This window comes from Catenuloplanes japonicus, from assembly GCF_000717135.1.
In the GTDB taxonomy this organism is placed as follows: domain Bacteria; phylum Actinomycetota; class Actinomycetes; order Mycobacteriales; family Micromonosporaceae; genus Catenuloplanes; species Catenuloplanes japonicus.
Genome location: NZ_JNXY01000034.1, coordinates 85421 through 100342, shown reverse-complemented (window position 1 = coordinate 100342; position 14922 = coordinate 85421). Strand labels below are relative to the sequence as shown.

Sequence of the window (14922 nt, the reverse complement as noted above, 5' to 3'; positions counted from 1 at the left end):
TGTTGAGTAGGGTGAGTGCGTGACCACCCGAGACGCCGCCCGTGCCCGCACCGCCCAGCGCATCCTGGACGCGGCCCGGCAGGAGTTCGCGGCGAAGGGCTTCGACGGCGCGACGATCCGGGGCATCGCGGCCGAGGCCGGCGTGGACGCGTCGCTGGTGATGCAGCACTACAGCTCGAAGGCGGCGCTGTTCGCGACCGCGGTCCAGCTGCCCGGCGGCGACGACCGGCTGACCGCGGAGCACCTGCTGGAGGTGCTCACGTTCCGGCTGGGCGGGCTGCCGCCGGAGACGAGCGCGCTCATCCGGTCGATGCTGACGGTGCCGGAGGCGACCGAGTCGATGCGCGGCTTCCTGGACGAGCGGGTCGACAACCTCACCAGGTCGATGGACGGCGACGACGCCCGGCTGCGCGCGCTGCTGACCGTGAGCGGCATCCTCGGCCTGACCATCACGCAGCACTTCCTGAAGCTGCGCGCGTTCGACGACGTTCCCCAGGACGAGCTGCTGCGGGCGGCACACGCCTGGTTGAAAGCCGGCGCGTCGTAAGGTCGGCACATGTCCCTGCATGTCATTGAGGATCTGGTGCACTTCTCGGTGCTGACGCTGGACCGGCAGGCGCCCGCGGACGACACCACCGTGCGGGACGCACTGGTCGCCCTGTTCACCTTCCAGCGCGGCTACGACTGCTCGCACACCATGGGCAGCATGGAGGACGTGCTGCTCAAACGCGGGCACACCTACCGTTTCCCGCAGGCGGAGTTCCCGGAGCTGGCCGGGATCACCGACTTCACCGAGCTGAAGGAGTACGACGAGGAGGCCTGGGAGGACGACCTGGACGAGGGCTACGTCGACCCGCCCTGGCTCTACTGCGAGGCCGGCACCACGCTCTGGCGGCAGCTGGTCGCGCAGGGCAGACTGACCGGGGCGGACGCGGTCCCGCCGGCCGAGGTCCGGCTGCGGGACGTGGTCGTCCGGGTCTGCGAGGCGGCCGAGAAGGAGGGCGACGTCGAGCTGATCGCGCTCTGGTACGCGCTCGGCCCCGACGCGCTGATCACCACCGTGCTGTCGGTCGAGGATCTTGAGGAGGATCCGGCCGTGCAACAGCTGCGTGAGATCGCCCGCCGCACGCACGCGCTGGACGCGCCGCTCCCGGACGGCTACCGCCCCACCGACGGCGACCTCGACCGCCTGGACGACGAGATCCAGACGTGGTGGTACCGCCTCTAGCCCGCGGCCCGGTAGCGCCCCGGTGAAGACCCGTGCGCCCTCGTGAACGCGCGGCTGAACGCCGGCACCGACCCGTACCCCACCTGCGCCGCGATCGCCTCGACCGGCTCCCGCGTGGTACGCAGCCGAGCCGCGGCCAGGTCCATCCGCCACTGCGCCAGGTAGGCCGCCGGCCCCTGCCCGATCGCGGCCGGGAAACGCCGGGTCAGCGTCGCCCGGGACACCGAGGTCGCGGCCGCCAGCGTCTCGGTCGTCCACGGAAGCGCGGGCGCGGCATGGATGTGCTGCAGCGCCCGGTGCACGATCGGGTCGTCGAGCATGCCCAGCCAGGTGCCGCGGTGCAGGTCCGGCCGCGACGGCAGCCACACGCGCAGCAGCTGGACAAGCATGATGTCGACGAGGCTGTTGAGCACGGCCGTGGTGGCCAGCTGCGGGCGCGCCAGCTCGCGCCCGAACAGCCGCACCGTGTCGTCGACGCCGCTCGCGCCCTGGTCCGCGCGCACGTGGACCGGCGTGGGCAGCGCGTCGAGCACCTGGGTGCGTACCGTGTGATCGCAGTCGTAGTGCATGGTCACGATCCGGGTGCGCGGCGGCGCGTCGCCGAGCACGATCGCGGCACCGGCCTCGCGGGCGCGCGCGGCCGCGTCCTGGTCGCACGCGCCCGCCTCCGCCCCGGGTGCGCTGCCCAGCGTGTGCGGCGTCAGCGCCGGCACCAGCACCACGTCGCCCGCGGCCAGCTCCAGCGGCTCGCCGCCCGGCACGGACAGCCACGCGCCGCCGCTGGTCACCGCGTGCAGCGCCGCGCCCGGGTAGTCGACGATCCGCATCGCCCAGTTCCTGCCCGCCTCGATCCGTGCGCCGAGCGCGCCGCGCACGCCGGACACCCGCAGCACATCAGAGACCACATCCACGCCACGAGGGTACGCCGCGCGAGTCACACGGCTAAGAAGCCGGGCAGAACAGGCACCGGACGTCTCAGGAAGGCCGAACCATGAGCACGAACGCGGCGACCACCGCGAGCACCGCGGCGCTCATGCCGAGCGCAGGCGGCCCGCTGATGCCGAGCAGCACGATGGCGCCGTTGACCCCGAAGTGGACCGCCGCCGCGCCGGCGAAACCGGCGCGCTCATAGGCGAAGCAGGTCAGCGCGGTGATCGGGTAGATGGCCAGCAGGAAGAAGACCCCGCTCCAGCTGTCGAGGCCCCAGCCGTGCTGGAGGGTGCCGGGGATGAAGAACAGCGGCAGGTGCCAGATCGCCCAGATCGTGGACAGCACGAGCAGCGCGGGCGCCCGGCCCATCCGGGAGCGCAGGCGGGGGTAGGCCGTGCCCCGCCAGCCGGGTTCCTCGGGGAGCGGCCCGGTGATGAGCGTGAGCAGGATGAACAGCGCCGGCCCGCCGTTGAGCGCGAGCTGATCGCGTACGTGGAACCATGCTCACCTGGAGGCATGAGACGACTGACGGACGCGGGCCTCGGCCTCGACCACGGCACGATCCGGCTGGAGCGGACGACCGCCGCGTGGATCGCCGCCGGCACCGCGCTGCGCGACGAGGTGGCCACGATCCTCGGCGACACCGTGACCGCGGTCGCGCCGATCGGTTCCGCGTCCGTCCCAGGCCTGCTCGCCAAGCCGATCATCGACCTGGCCGCCGGCATCAACCAAGATCAAGAGCCCGCCACGGTACGACTCGAGGCCGCCGGATGGCTCTACGTCGGCGACGCGGGCGACGACGGCGGCCACGTGTTCGTCCTGGAGTCCCGCCCCCGCCACCGCGTCGCCCACCTGCACCTCGTCCCCCACGACGGTCTCCAGTGGCGCAACTACCTGCGCCTGCGCGACCTGCTCCGCGCCGACCCCGCCGCCCGGGACCGCTACGAGGCGGTGAAGCGTGAGCTGTTCCGGCGCACACCGGACGACCGGAAGGGCTACACCGAGGGCAAGACCGGCGTCGTCGCCGCGCTGCTCAGCGCATAGCCGCCACGATATGGTGGCGGCGCCGACCCCGAGGACCACGTCGATCAGCGACTCGTGGGTGTCGGCGCCGATCCGCTCGACAACCCTCCGCGCGACCGCCGCGCCGCGATCATCGCGACGAAGAACGCCGCGAGCAGCCCCTTCACCACCCGTGGCGGCACGATCAAGAGCGTATGAGCCCCCAGAGCCGCCGCGGGTACGCCGGGCGCCGCATACGCGAGCGTCGGCCGCCACCGGACCCGCCGCCACCACGCCGCCACCCGCCCCACGTTGCCCAGCACCGACGCGACGCCCATGACCGGCACCGCGACCCGAGGCCCGTAGGCCCACAGCAGGGCCGGCAGCAGCACCGGCGACGACCCGGTACCGACCGCCCCACTGAGGACCCCGGCGGCGGCCGCCAGCAGGAACAACAGGGCGAGGACCATCATGCCGTCAGCGGCGGTAGTGCAGGAACAGGTGGCCGCCGGGCGAGGACTGGGCGTCGAGCAGGGTGAGGCGGCGCAGCGCGTCGTCGTACCCGAAGAGTTTCCGGCCCTTGCCTGCGAGAGCCGGGGTGATGACCAGGCGGAGCTCGTCGACCAGCCCGGCGGCCAGCAGGCTCTGGGCCAGGCTGATGCTGCCGTGGATGCCGATGTCGCCGCCGTCGCGGGCCTTGAGGCCGGCCACGTAGTCGGCGACCGGCGCGTCGACCAGGACCGTGTTGGCCCAGCCGGTCGCGGGCCGGCTGGACGTGACCACGTGCTTGGTCGTGGAGTTGATGAAACCGGCGAACGGCTCCACCTCGGACGTCGGCCAGTAGTCCACCCAGTAGTCGTAGGTGCCGCGGCCGAGCAGCACCGCGTCCTGGCTGCCGATGACGGTCGCGAGGTTGCCGAAGACGCGCGCGTCGACGTCGAACATCCAGTCGCCCGGCTCCTCGGCGACACCGTCGAGGGACAGCAGCTGGTAAAGCACCACATTCCGCATGTGTCAGCACGCTACCCAAGACGGCGGCCCCGGATCAGTGTTGTTCGGCGTCGTCGTCGCGCTGCTGGCAGCGTGCGCGGACGAGGCCGGTGACGACGAAGGCGACGAGTGAGCCGGCGCACCTGATCCTGGCCGGGATCGGCACGTGGTGATGCACGGGTATCCGGTGCTGCTGCAGCGGACCGTGCGGTTCCGGGCCGGGCGCGGTCAGGCGCGGCTGTCTCGCTGACGGGCGATCAGCTCGCGCAGTGCGGCGTGAGTGCGGGCGTCGGCAGCCACGATCAGGCCCTCGGTGCCGGTGTGCGGCGGGCCGCCGTCGAGCGAGGTGACCACACAGCCCGCGGCCTGGCAGAGCGCGATGCCGGCCGCGAAGTGCACGCTGTCGCGCAGGTGGCCGTCCGTGACGTAGGCGGCGCGGCGGCCGGCGGCGACCCAGGCCACGGCCAGCGTCGTGGAGATCACCCGCGGACGGAACCGGGCGATGAAGTCGTCGTCGGCCAGCAGCCGGGCGGCGAGGAAGACGTCCCGGTTCGGGAACGGCGGATCCAGATTCACGTCGACCAGCGTCGATGCAGCAGACGGGACCAGCGGTGCACCCCGGCCGTCGCGCGCGGTGCCGCCGTCGATCCAGAACACCTCGCCGGCGAACGGGTCCGCGACCGCGGCCGCCGTGATCCGGCCGTGATCCCGCAGCGCCACGTTGACCGAGGCCAGCGGCGTGCTCACGGCGAAGTTCAGCGTCCCGCAGAGCGGGTCGACCAGCCAGGTGCGCTCGCCGGCACCGGTCTGCCCGCGCTCCTCGCCGTGCACGGCGTCGTGCGGACGGGCGGCGCGCAGCAGGTTCACGATCGCCGCCTCCGCGTCGAGGTCGGCGCTGGTGGCGAAGTCGCCCGCGCCCTTGTCGACGCGCGACAGCGGCGATCCGTAGCAGGAGCGGACGACGGCGGCGCCGGCCTCGGCCGCGGCGACGGCGAGCGTGCGGTCCGTGGTGGTCATGCCCCCACCGTAGGACGTTACGCTCCCGGCGTGGACGGCATCGGGGTGGCGATCAGTCTGACGCTGGCCGGCGCGGTGCTGGTGGCGTTGCCGTTGACGATCCGGGCGGTGCGCGGGCCGGTGGCGCCGGTCCTGCCGTCCAGGTTCGCGCATCCGGGGCTGTGGCTCGCGACGGTGGCCGCTGCCTGTCTGGTCAATCAGGTGCTGTGCACGGTCTATCTGATCCGGGTGCACGGCGGCGACCCGTCGTTCATCGCGGACCGGCTGCCGGAGGGCTGGTTCGCGCTCGCCGACGGCAACCGGGCGGTGCGCGCGCTCGCGGACGTGTTCCCGGCCCCGCACCTCCTGGCGCCGACCGTGCTGCGCGTGCAGGCGATGCTGGAGCTGCCGTTCGTGCTGCTGGCGTATCTGCTGGTGACCCGGTGGTGGGACCGGCGGCTCTACCGGGCGCTGACCGGCGTGCCGGTGCTCACGGCCGCGGCGCTGGTCTGGACCGTCACGTTCAGCGTGATCGAATGGTCGCTGCCCAACCCGTACACGGTGCAGGACGTGGTGTTGCGGTTGATCTCCTGCGCGGTCACGGTGCCGCTGCTGGTACGGCTCGGGCGGGCCACGCCGGCGCCGGAGCGGGAGGCGCGGGACGCGGTGGATCTGGCGCTGTTCGGCGTGAGCGCGGCCGCGATCGGCTGGCTGGTGCTGGCGGTCTACGACACGCTGCTGCTCTACAACCTGGGGCACCTGGCCGGGCAGATCCCGGGCTGCGTGGCCGCGGGCGCGGTGCTGGGCCCGGCGCGGTTCGCGGCGGGGCGGCGCACGGCGGAACGCGCGCCCGGCCTCGGGATCGGCACGCTCGGCACCGGGCTGGGCTGGTTCGTCGCGGGGTTCTTCGCGCCCGCGCTGACGATCCGGTACGCGCTGGGGCTGAGCGGGCGGCCGCTCGCGATCGCCGCCACGCTGCTGATCGTCGTCACGGTGGCGGTGCTGGTCATCGCGGAGGTGCCGCGGGCCTTGATCCCGGCGTGGCTGGCGCAGATGGCGGTGGCCGGGGTCGCGGGGGCGGGCGCGGCGCTGCCGGCCCGGCTCGCGTCCGCGGACTATCCGGAGGTGAGGTTGCTGCTCGCCGCCGCGCTGCTGCTCACCGCCGTCACCGTCGTCTGCGCGGTCACCGACCCGCTGTGGCGCAGGATCGTGACCGTCTGAGCGGGATCGCTTGCGCGGGGCCGCGCATACAGTGTGATCAGTATTAGAATCCGTCAATGCGCAGTCGTGTCGTGACGGTTCTCCTGCTCGTGCTGGCCCTGATACTTCCTTCCACCGCGGCGTATGCGCGCGTGGCCGTACCCGCTGATGACCTTGTTGCTCGTCTGACCGCGATCCCCGGCCTGCGCATCGTGTCGCAGAGCGAGCCGACCGGATACCGGTTCTTCGTGCTCGCCTATCGGCAGCCGGTCGACCACCGGCATCCCGGCCGGGGCAGCTACGAGCAGCGGCTCACGCTGCTGCACCGCGCGGAGGACGCGCCGGTCGTGCTGGCCACCGGCGGTTACGGGCTGGCCGCCACGCCGTCGCCGTCGCGCACCGAGCCGACCCGCCTGCTGGACGCGAACCAGGTCTCCGTGGAGCACCGCTTCTTCACACCGTCCCGGCCGTCGCCCGCGGACTGGGACGACCTGACCATCTGGCAGGAGGCCAGCGACGAGCACCGCATCGTGCAGGCGCTGAAGACGATCTACCCCACGAAGTGGATCCAGACCGGCGCCAGCAAGGGCGGCATGACCTCGGTCTACCACCGCCGGTTCTACCCCGGCGACGTGGACGGCGTGGTCGCCTACGTCGCGCCGAACGACGTGCTCAACGACCTGGACGGCACCTACGACCGCTTCTTCGACACCGTCGCGGACGCGGAGTGCCGGCACGCGCTCGACGCCGTGCAGCGGGAGACGCTGAAACGGCGTGACCGGCTGGTGCCGCTGCTGGAGGCGGAGGGATACTCGTTCACCCGCACGCTCGGCACGGCGGACCGGTCGTTCGAGCTGACCGTGCTGGACACGGTGTGGACGTTCTGGCAGTACCAGACCGTCGCCGACTGCGCGGCCGTGCCGCCGGTCACCGCCACCGACCAGGAGATCTACGACTGGATCGAGGGGGTCGTCGGCTGGTCGTTCTACACCGACGGCGGCCTGGAGCCCTACTGGCCGTACTACTACCAGGCCGCCACCCAGCTCGGCTGGCCCAGCCTGCGCTTCGAGCACCTGCGCGGCGTGACCCGCTACCCCGGCCTCTACAGCGCCGTCTCCACGCTGCCCCGCGAACTGCGCGCCCCGCACCAGCCGCTCCCCATGATCGACGTGGACCTGTGGGTGCGCACCCAGTCGTCCCAGATGCTCTTCATCTACGGCGAGAACGACCCCTGGAGCGCCGAACGCTTCACCCCCAGCCGCCGCGACTCCCAGCTCTTCGTCGCCCCCGGCGCCAACCACGGCGCCAACATCTCCCGCCTGGCCCCCGCCGACGCCGCCACGGCCACCGCCACCCTGCGCCGCTGGGCCGGCGTCCCCACCACCATGGACACCCTCCGCCTCCCCGACCTCCCCTTCGACGACATGCTCCCCACCCGCGGCTGACCCCTCATCTCACGGCCCGACCGCCGCCGTCGGGCCGTGAGCCAGGGCCATTCCGGCCCCGGTTCGGCACACCTTCCGCTTGCTGCTGTGCCGCGGTCGTTCTGCCGCGTGTCCGGCTGGCTGCTGTGCCGCGGTCGCTGTGCCGCACGTCCCGCCGGTTGCCGTGCGTCCTGTCGGTCGGTCCGCGCCCGAAATTTCGCCATAAAGGAGCTGCCACCGACGGCTGCTGGGCGCTGGCTGCTGGTCGGCTGTCCACCAACGTCCGATGGTGCCGCGCTCTCCGAGATCAGGGTGACGGCCAGCTGGGCGCCCAGCAGAGCGTGCCGCGCCCGATATTTCACGTTAAAAGACCAATCGCCGATTACTGCCGCGGAACCATAGCCGCCGTAGGCAGCGTGATGAAGGAAAAGGATCATTGACGTCGGCAAAATGGCTGCCAAATCGGTCAGCTGACCGCCATTTTGCCGACGTCAATGATCCTTCCGGCCGGCCCCGGCGTCGGATCGACGTAGAACTTCTCGAAGGATCATTGAGTGCGGCAAGGAAGGCGTCGCGGACGCTGATCGACGCCTTCCTTGCCGCACTCAATGATCCTTTCCCCTCGGTGCGGGCGCCTGGCGCTGGTAGCGGTTCCGCCGAAGCGAGTGGTGGCCGCCTTGCAGTGATATGTCGGACATGCGTGGTGCTTGGCCTGGTCTTCACGGCGGGCTTCCCTGGGGCGAGATCAACCTCCTGAGTCCATCTGGCATCTTCGGGTGACGCCTCGCGGGCGTGAATATCCTTCGGCTTCGGTTCGTGGTGGTGCCTATTCCGGTCAGCTTTCGGCGGCGGGGTGGGGATGCCGCGGTCTCGCCGGCCGCGGCCGGGCGGCGCTACCTGGCGCTGGCCGGAAGCTGTCAGGTGGCTATCTCCTGATATTTCGGGCATGGAGTGCCCGTCTTCGAGGCTGGTGCGGACCTTGACGCCGAAAGCTCGGCGAGCCGGGCGGTGCTGGGTGCGGTCGTCGCTGTGTGCGGCACGGAACGCGCGTCGATCGGCGCGGCCGCGGCGGGAGCCGCGTGGTCTTTCCGGTGTCGCGCGGAACCGGCTCCGATGCCGGGAGGCAAGCGGAGCGCCAGCGGAGGCTTGGCGTACGGCGAGGTTTGCCCGCGGGAGCATGCGGATCGCGACCACGCCGGAAGCGGGAAGATCAAGAATTTGAACTTGATCTTGTGGTCGAGGGACGGCCTACATCGGACCGTCTCCCACCTGCGAAGCTTGCCCCTCACGTCAACGTCAGCTTTTAGGCTCGCCGTCGTCCGTTCGGATCGGATCGGGTCGATGAGGGGGATGTGTGATGACGGCAGGGGTTTCGCGGCGGCGGGTGCTGAGCACGGGGGCCGGGATCGGCGCGGGGATCGTGGCGGCCCAGGCGTTCGCCGGGAGCGGGGCAGCAACAGCAGCGGCAGCAACAGCAGCGGCAGAAACGGAAGCGGCAGCAACGGAAGCGGCGGGGGACGCGGTGGCGATCACCGGGGCGACGGTGATCGATCCGGGGACCGGCGCGCGGCGGCGGGATGTGACCGTCCTGGTGCGTGGGGATCGGATCGCCGCGATCGGGAGTGCGCGGGACGTGAGGGTCCCGGCAGGGGCGCAGGTGGTGGACGGGCGGGGGAAGTTCGTCGTGCCGGGACTGATCGACTCGCACGTGCACGGCAGCGGGCAGGAGCAGATCGACCTGCCGCTGTTCCTGGCGAACGGCGTCACCACGGTCCGGGACATGAACGGCCAGCCGCTGCTCTACCAGTGGCGGGACCGGGTCGAGGCGGGCACGCTGTCCGGTCCGAGGTCGGTCGTGGCCAGCGCCATCGTGGACGGTGACCCCTCGCTGCTGGCCGGGCTCGGCGCGCCCTACGTCGAGGTCGGCGACCCGGCCGCGGCCCGCGCGGAGGTGCACCGGCAGCTGGCCGCCGGCGCGGACTTCATCAAGGTCTACGTGCGGCTCACCCCGCAGGCCTATCACGCGATCGCGGACGAGTGCCGGCGGCTCGGCGTCACGTTCGTCGGCCACACGCCGGACGCGATCCCGCTGGCGGAGGCGAGCGCGGCCGGGCAGCGCAGCTTTGAGCACGTCTACACCGGCTGGTTCGACACCGCGGGGGCGGAGCCGGAGATCCGGCGGCGGCTGGCGGAGATCCGGGTCGGTGGCGGCGAGTACAACAGCTGGTTCAACCAGACACACCCGCTGGAGGTGCTGGCCGCGCGCACGTTCGACCCGGCGCGTGCCCGTGCGGTGTTCGGGCGGCTGGCCGCGGACCGCGCGCACCAGGTGCCGACGCTGACCCAGCACCGCGTGTTCGACCTGCCGGAATCCGTGGCGCAGCACCAGGACCGGCTGCGCTACCTGCCCGCGGCGACCCGCGACGGCTGGCAGGCCCAGCTGGAGCAGGTGTACCTGGCCGGCCGCACCGAGCAGGCCGCGGCCGAGCACCGGGAGCTGTTCGCGGCGCGCAAGCGCTGGATCGGGGCGGCGCACCGGGCGGGCGTGTCGGTGCTGGCCGGCACGGACACCGGCACCGCGTTCGTGTTCCCCGGTTTCAGCCTGCACGACGAGCTGGCGAACCTGGTCGAGGCCGGTTTCAGCCCGTTGCGCGCGTTGCAGGCCGCGACCAGCGTGCCCGCGCAGTTCCTGAACCTTCCCGACGTGGGTACGGTCCGGCGTCACGCGATCGCGGACCTCGCCGTGCTCGACGCGGACCCGCTGGCCGACATCCGCAACACCCGGCGCCTCCACGCGGTGGTGGTGCGGGGCCGGCTGATCGACGCGGACCGGCGCGATCACCTGCTGCGCGACGTCGAGGCCGTGGCGGCGGCCGGCACGCTCCCGGCCCGGCTGGCCGGGTGCGCGTGCGCGCCGGTCAGCGTCGCGGGATAGGGACCGGAGCCGGGTGCCGCTGGTCGTCCCGGCCGCCCCAGCGGGTGGGGTGAGACGGCCGGCCGGGTGAGCGCCCCGGCCGGCCGGGAGCATGGGCCGGCCGGAGGATGAGCCCGGCTGAGCCCCGCGGGTGAGTCAGGCGTGCAGGCCGGGGATCGGCACCGGATAGTCTCCGGTCAGGCAGGCCGTGCACAGCCCGTCCGGTGACGGCGAGATCGCCTCCGTCATGGCGCCGATCTCCAGGTATTCCAGGGAATCGGCGCCGAGGTGGTCGCGGATCTCGTCGACGCTCATCCGGGCCGCGATCAGCGAGCTGCGGTCGCCGGTGTCCAGGCCGTAGAAGCACGACCACCGGTACGGCGGCGACAGCACCCGCAGGTGGATCTCGGCCGCGCCGGCGTCGCGCAGCATGCCCATCGTGCCGCGCAGCGTGGTGGCCCGCACGATCGAGTCCTCCACCACGATCAGCCGCCGCCCGGCGACCATGTCCGCGATCGGGTTGAACTTGATCCGGACCGCGCTCTCGCGCAGCGCCTGCGTCGGCGCGATGAACGTCCGACCGATGTACCGGTTCTTGATCAGCCCGTCGCCGTACTCGATCCCGGACGCGGCCGCGTATCCCTGCGCGCCCGGGATCGACGAGTCCGGGATCGGCATGACCAGGTCGGCGTCGACCGGGGCCTGGCGGGCCAGCGCCATGCCCATCCGCCGCCGGGCCGCGTGCACGCCGACGCCGGCGATCCGCCCGTCCGGCCGCGCGATGTAGACGAACTCGAACGAGCACAGCGCCCGTGGCCGCGGCACGGCGAACTGCAGCGTGCGCACACCCTCGTCGTCGATGACGACCAGCTCGCCGGGGTCGATCTCGCGGACCACGCGCGCGCCGACCACGTCCAGCGCCGGGGTCTCGGACGCGAGCACCCAGCCGCCGGTGTCCAGCTGCCCGAGGAACAGCGGCCGGAAGCCGTGCGGGTCGCGGGCGCCGATCAGCCGGGTCTCGTCCATGGCCACGAACGAGTACGCGCCTTCGAGCCGGGGCAGCACGGTGGTGAGCGCGGTGACCAGGTCCGTGCGCTCGGCGGCCAGCAGCCCGGCGACCACGTCGCTGTCGCTGCCGAGCTCGGCGCCGGGCGGCAGCTCGCGCGCGAGCGCGACCGTGTTGACCAGGTTGCCGTTGTGGCCGAGCGCGAAGAACAGGTCACCGGCGTGCCGGGAGACCGGTTGCGCGTTGACCCACGCGCTGGCGCCGGTGGTCGCGTAGCGGGTGTGCCCGATCGCCAGGCCGCCGGGGAGCGCACGGAGCCGGTGCTCGTCGAAGATGGTGGAGACCAGGCCCATGTCCTTGTCCACCAGGATCTTGGTGCCGTCGCTGACCGCGATGCCCGCGGACTCCTGCCCGCGGTGCTGCAGGGCGTAGAGACCGAGGTAGGTCAGGTGCGAGGCGGGTTGCTGGAGGTCACGTACACCGAAGACGCCACAGGCTTCCTTCGGGCTGTCGTCTGCCACTGTCCCGACTATACGGATCGGCCCCGGCCACGGGCACGGCGCCCGTGCCTCGTCCGGGTGGAAATCGCCGCAGGAAAACCATTTGACGGCACCGATAATCTGATCGTCCGTGTCTGTGGACGGCGCGAGGGGCCCCTTGCCCCCTCGCTCACCAGGAGCCGTCATGCACCGGGCACCCGCCCTCTCGTTCCTGCTCGTCACGGTCTTCATCGACATGCTCGGGCTCGGCCTGATCGTGCCGATCCTGCCGTCGCTGCTGACCTCGGTCACCGCGGACGCGGCCTCCGCGGTCCTCTGGTCCGGGCTGCTCGGCTCGACCTACGGGCTGCTGCAGTTCGTGGTGGCGCCGCTGCTCGGGCGGCTCGCCGACCGCTACGGCCGCCGCCCGGTGCTGCTCGTCTCGCTCGGCTGCCTCGGCATCGACTGGCTGGCGCACGCGATCTCCGGGGCGCCGTGGGCGCTGCTGCTGTTCCACGCGCTGGCCGGTGCGTGCGCGGGCACGAACACCGTGGTCAACGCCTACATCGCGGACACCACACCCCCGGAGCGACGGCCTCGCGCGTACGGGCTGGTCGGCGCCGCGTTCGGCATCGGCTTCGTGGCCGGTCCCGCGATCGGTGGCCTGCTCGGCGCGGTCGACGTGCGCCTGCCGTTCTTCGCCGCGGCCGGGCTGTGCTTCCTCAACGTGGCCTACGGCGCGCTGATCCTGCCCGAGTCCCGGCGCGGCGACCGCGTCACGCTGCTCACGCTGCGGACCGCGAACCCGGTCACCGCGATCGTCGTGGTGCTGCGCCGCCCGGTCCTCGGCCGTCTCGCCGCGTCCCGGCTCTGCGCGGACGTCTCCCGGATGATCCACCAGTCGACGTGGACGTTCTTCCTCACCTACCAGTTCGCCTGGTCGACGGCCCGGATCGGCACGGTCATGGCCGTGTTCGCGCTGCTCGGCGCCGTCTTCCAGACCTGGGCGGTGGCGCCGGTCGTGAACCGGCTCGGCGACCGGCGCGCGGCCGTCGCCGGCACGCTGCTGAGCGCGTTCGTGCTGGCCGGGACCGCGTTCGCCACCGTACCGTGGATGCTCTGTGCCCTTCAGGTCCTCGCGGTCGTCAGCGCGGTCGGGGGTGCGGCCGAGCTGTCGTGGGTCTCCCGCACGGTGCACGACGACGAGCAGGGGACGGTCCAGGGCGCGCTGACCGGCATCGGCGCGGCGGCGGAGACCGCGGTGCCGCTGGCGGCCGGGGTGATCTTCGGCTGGTCGCTGGCGTACGCGTTCCCGGGCCTGGTCTTCGTGGTCGCGGCGGGCTTCCGGCTGATGTCCGCGTTCCTGCTGGCCACCACACCCCAGAAATAGCCGAAGGTACGGCACGGCCGCGCGGAATCGCCATCGTGCGAACCGCGTCGGCCGTGCATCATCATGGAATGCCGCGGATCCTGCTCGTCGACGACCTGCGCTCGTTCGTCGACGGGCGCGTCGCGGACGTGGCACGCACCAGCGGTGAGGGTGTGGCGCTGCTGGCCCGCTACCGGCACCAGCGCATCGACGAGCTGTGGCTCGACCACGACCTCGGCGGCGAGGACACCGTCTGGCCGGTCGTCGAGGTGCTGGAACGGGCCGCGTTCGACTCCGACCCGTTCGACATCGGCGTCATCGTCATCCATTCCGCGAACCCGTCCGGCGTCCGCCGGATGTCCCAGGTGCTGCAGCACTGGGGTTACCAGGTCCGCACGACGCCCGGCTCGCCGGACGTCGGCTACGTCGACCCCGGGACGCCGCATGATCGTTGAGAACGTGTCCTTCGCGGGAGGGCTGCACTGCGAGACCACCACGCTCGGGGCGCTGCTGCGGCACGCGGGCGTGGAGCTGTCCGAGCCGATGATGTTCGGGCTGGGGGAGGGGCTCGGGTTCATCTACTGGGACGCGAAGAACATGGAGTTCCCGTTCCTCGGCGGGCGCAGCAAGCCGGCGACGATCACGCGCACGGTGGCGGAGCGGCTCGGGCTGACGCTGGACGTGCGGGAGACGTCGTCGCCGCGCAAGGCCTGGCAGAACGTGGCCGACGCACTCGACGCAGGGCGCCCGGCCGGGCTGCAGCTGGACTCGTACCACCTGGAGTACTTCACCGAGAAGGTGCACTTCGGCGGGCACTTCGTGGCGATCTACGGCTACGACGACAAGGACGCCTACCTGGTCGACACCGCGCAGCAGGGCGGTGCCGTGACGACCTCGCTGGCCGGTCTGGCGCAGGCGCGCCACGCGCGCGGCCCGATGACCGCGCGGAACCTGTCGTACACCGTCTCGCGGGTCGGTGATGTTGATCTGGGCGCTGCCGCGGTGGCGGCGATTCGCGGCAACGCCCGGACCTTCCTGCACCCGCCGATCGCGAACCTCGGCCATCGCGGCATCGCCACCGCCGCCCGCCGGGTGCGGAACCGGCCGGCGAATCCGCGGGCCGCGATGCTCATGGAACGCGGCGGGACCGGCGGCGCGCTGTTCCGCAACCTCTACCGCGACTTCCTGGCGGAGTGCGTCGTGCTCGTCGACGACGAGCACCTGCGCGAGGGGCACCGGAGGTACGCGGAGATCGCGCCACTGTGGACCGAGGTCGCCGGCCACCTCGCGACCGGCGACTCCGCGAACGCCTCGGCGCTGCTCACCGACCTGGCCGCCCGCGAGCACGACGCGATGCGGACACTGGCCGCGATCCGGTGATCAG

At 72.2% G+C, this 14922-nt stretch carries 15 protein-coding genes; 9 read left to right on the top strand and 6 right to left on the bottom strand.

Features of this window, described 5'->3' with window-relative positions:
- The first annotated feature begins 19 nt into the window (after window positions 1-19).
- A complete protein-coding gene (locus tag OP04_RS39070) occupies window positions 20-547 on the top strand; it encodes a TetR/AcrR family transcriptional regulator (RefSeq protein WP_033345007.1) in 528 nt (175 codons plus the stop codon).
- Between the two features lie 9 nt (window positions 548-556).
- A complete protein-coding gene (locus OP04_RS39065) occupies window positions 557-1228 on the top strand; it encodes a hypothetical protein (RefSeq protein ID WP_033345006.1) in 672 nt (223 codons plus the stop codon).
- Here the strand turns inward: OP04_RS39065 and OP04_RS39060 are convergent.
- Together OP04_RS39060 and OP04_RS39055 are read right to left on the bottom strand one after the other, a co-directional pair.
- On the bottom strand, window positions 1225-2139 hold the full coding sequence (locus tag OP04_RS39060) for an AraC family transcriptional regulator (RefSeq protein WP_033345005.1): 915 nt from the start codon (window positions 2137-2139) through the stop codon (window positions 1225-1227). The two genes, OP04_RS39065 and OP04_RS39060, sit on opposite strands and share 4 nt — an antisense overlap.
- 64 nt (window positions 2140-2203) lie before the next feature.
- Window positions 2204-2608 carry a CPBP family glutamic-type intramembrane protease gene (locus OP04_RS39055; protein WP_269746732.1) on the bottom strand — a complete coding sequence of 135 codons (405 nt, stop codon included), beginning with the start codon at window positions 2606-2608 and terminating at the stop codon, window positions 2204-2206.
- A gap of 66 nt (window positions 2609-2674) precedes the next feature.
- On the opposite strand from OP04_RS39055, the gene OP04_RS39050 reads away from it, so the two are divergent.
- A complete protein-coding gene (locus tag OP04_RS39050; RefSeq protein WP_051799756.1) occupies window positions 2675-3202 on the top strand; it encodes a GrpB family protein in 528 nt (175 codons plus the stop codon).
- Between the two features lie 44 nt (window positions 3203-3246).
- Here the strand turns inward: OP04_RS39050 and OP04_RS39045 are convergent, their stop codons facing one another.
- From OP04_RS39045 to OP04_RS39035, 3 genes are all read right to left on the bottom strand, one after another.
- On the bottom strand, window positions 3247-3633 hold the full coding sequence (locus tag OP04_RS39045) for a sulfite exporter TauE/SafE family protein (RefSeq protein ID WP_051799755.1): 387 nt from the start codon (window positions 3631-3633) through the stop codon (window positions 3247-3249).
- A gap of 4 nt (window positions 3634-3637) precedes the next feature.
- Window positions 3638-4171: a dihydrofolate reductase family protein gene (locus tag OP04_RS39040; protein WP_033345004.1), complete on the bottom strand. Its 534-nt coding sequence runs from the start codon at window positions 4169-4171 to the stop codon at window positions 3638-3640.
- A 207-nt stretch (window positions 4172-4378) separates the two neighbouring features.
- Entirely contained in the window at window positions 4379-5167 is a 789-nt protein-coding gene (locus tag OP04_RS39035; RefSeq protein ID WP_033345003.1) for an inositol monophosphatase family protein, read from the bottom strand.
- Between the two features lie 30 nt (window positions 5168-5197).
- Between OP04_RS39035 and OP04_RS39030 the strand changes: the two genes are divergently transcribed.
- The 3 genes from OP04_RS39030 (at window position 5198) to OP04_RS39020 (ending at window position 10705) form a co-directional block, all read left to right on the top strand.
- Window positions 5198-6367, top strand: a complete 1170-nt coding sequence (locus tag OP04_RS39030; RefSeq protein WP_033345002.1) for a hypothetical protein — start codon at window positions 5198-5200, stop codon at window positions 6365-6367.
- 56 nt (window positions 6368-6423) lie between these two features.
- Window positions 6424-7791 (top strand): S28 family serine protease, encoded by a 1368-nt coding sequence (locus tag OP04_RS39025; protein WP_033345001.1) that lies wholly within the window; start codon window positions 6424-6426, stop codon window positions 7789-7791.
- A 1501-nt stretch (window positions 7792-9292) separates the two neighbouring features.
- The gene (locus OP04_RS39020) at window positions 9293-10705 is read left to right on the top strand and encodes an amidohydrolase family protein (protein WP_051799754.1); all 1413 of its coding nucleotides are present in this window, start codon (window positions 9293-9295) and stop codon (window positions 10703-10705) included.
- Between the two features lie 135 nt (window positions 10706-10840).
- On the opposite strand, the gene purF is transcribed toward OP04_RS39020, so the two are convergent.
- On the bottom strand, window positions 10841-12211 hold the full coding sequence (gene purF, locus OP04_RS39015; RefSeq protein WP_232323902.1) for an amidophosphoribosyltransferase: 1371 nt from the start codon (window positions 12209-12211) through the stop codon (window positions 10841-10843).
- 163 nt (window positions 12212-12374) lie between these two features.
- On the opposite strand from purF, the gene OP04_RS39010 reads away from it, so the two are divergent.
- The 3 genes from OP04_RS39010 (at window position 12375) to OP04_RS39000 (ending at window position 14918) form a co-directional block, all read left to right on the top strand.
- A complete protein-coding gene (locus OP04_RS39010; RefSeq protein WP_051799753.1) occupies window positions 12375-13559 on the top strand; it encodes an MFS transporter in 1185 nt (394 codons plus the stop codon).
- A 68-nt stretch (window positions 13560-13627) separates the two neighbouring features.
- On the top strand, window positions 13628-13993 hold the full coding sequence (locus tag OP04_RS39005) for a cyclic-phosphate processing receiver domain-containing protein (RefSeq protein ID WP_033345000.1): 366 nt from the start codon (window positions 13628-13630) through the stop codon (window positions 13991-13993).
- Window positions 13983-14918, top strand: coding sequence for a BtrH N-terminal domain-containing protein (locus tag OP04_RS39000; RefSeq protein WP_033344999.1), 936 nt, complete (start codon window positions 13983-13985; stop codon window positions 14916-14918). Before OP04_RS39005 ends, OP04_RS39000 begins: the two co-directional genes overlap by 11 nt.
- Window positions 14919-14922: the final 4 nt, after the last annotated feature.

Excerpts from the sequence above, each read along its gene's own strand:
- OP04_RS39050 (WP_051799756.1), top strand. The coding sequence starts at position 2,675 with ATGAGACGACTGACGGACGCGGGCCTCGGCCTCGACCACGGCACGATC.
- OP04_RS39010 (WP_051799753.1), top strand. The coding sequence starts at position 12,375 with ATGCACCGGGCACCCGCCCTCTCGTTCCTGCTCGTCACGGTCTTCATC.
- OP04_RS39045 (WP_051799755.1), bottom strand. The coding sequence starts at position 3,633 with ATGATGGTCCTCGCCCTGTTGTTCCTGCTGGCGGCCGCCGCCGGGGTC.
- OP04_RS39025 (WP_033345001.1), top strand. The coding sequence starts at position 6,424 with ATGCGCAGTCGTGTCGTGACGGTTCTCCTGCTCGTGCTGGCCCTGATA.
- OP04_RS39040 (WP_033345004.1), bottom strand. The coding sequence starts at position 4,171 with ATGCGGAATGTGGTGCTTTACCAGCTGCTGTCCCTCGACGGTGTCGCC.
- OP04_RS39035 (WP_033345003.1), bottom strand. The coding sequence starts at position 5,167 with ATGACCACCACGGACCGCACGCTCGCCGTCGCCGCGGCCGAGGCCGGC.
- OP04_RS39065 (WP_033345006.1), top strand. The coding sequence starts at position 557 with ATGTCCCTGCATGTCATTGAGGATCTGGTGCACTTCTCGGTGCTGACG.
- OP04_RS39000 (WP_033344999.1), top strand. The coding sequence starts at position 13,983 with ATGATCGTTGAGAACGTGTCCTTCGCGGGAGGGCTGCACTGCGAGACC.
- OP04_RS39005 (WP_033345000.1), top strand. The coding sequence starts at position 13,628 with ATGCCGCGGATCCTGCTCGTCGACGACCTGCGCTCGTTCGTCGACGGG.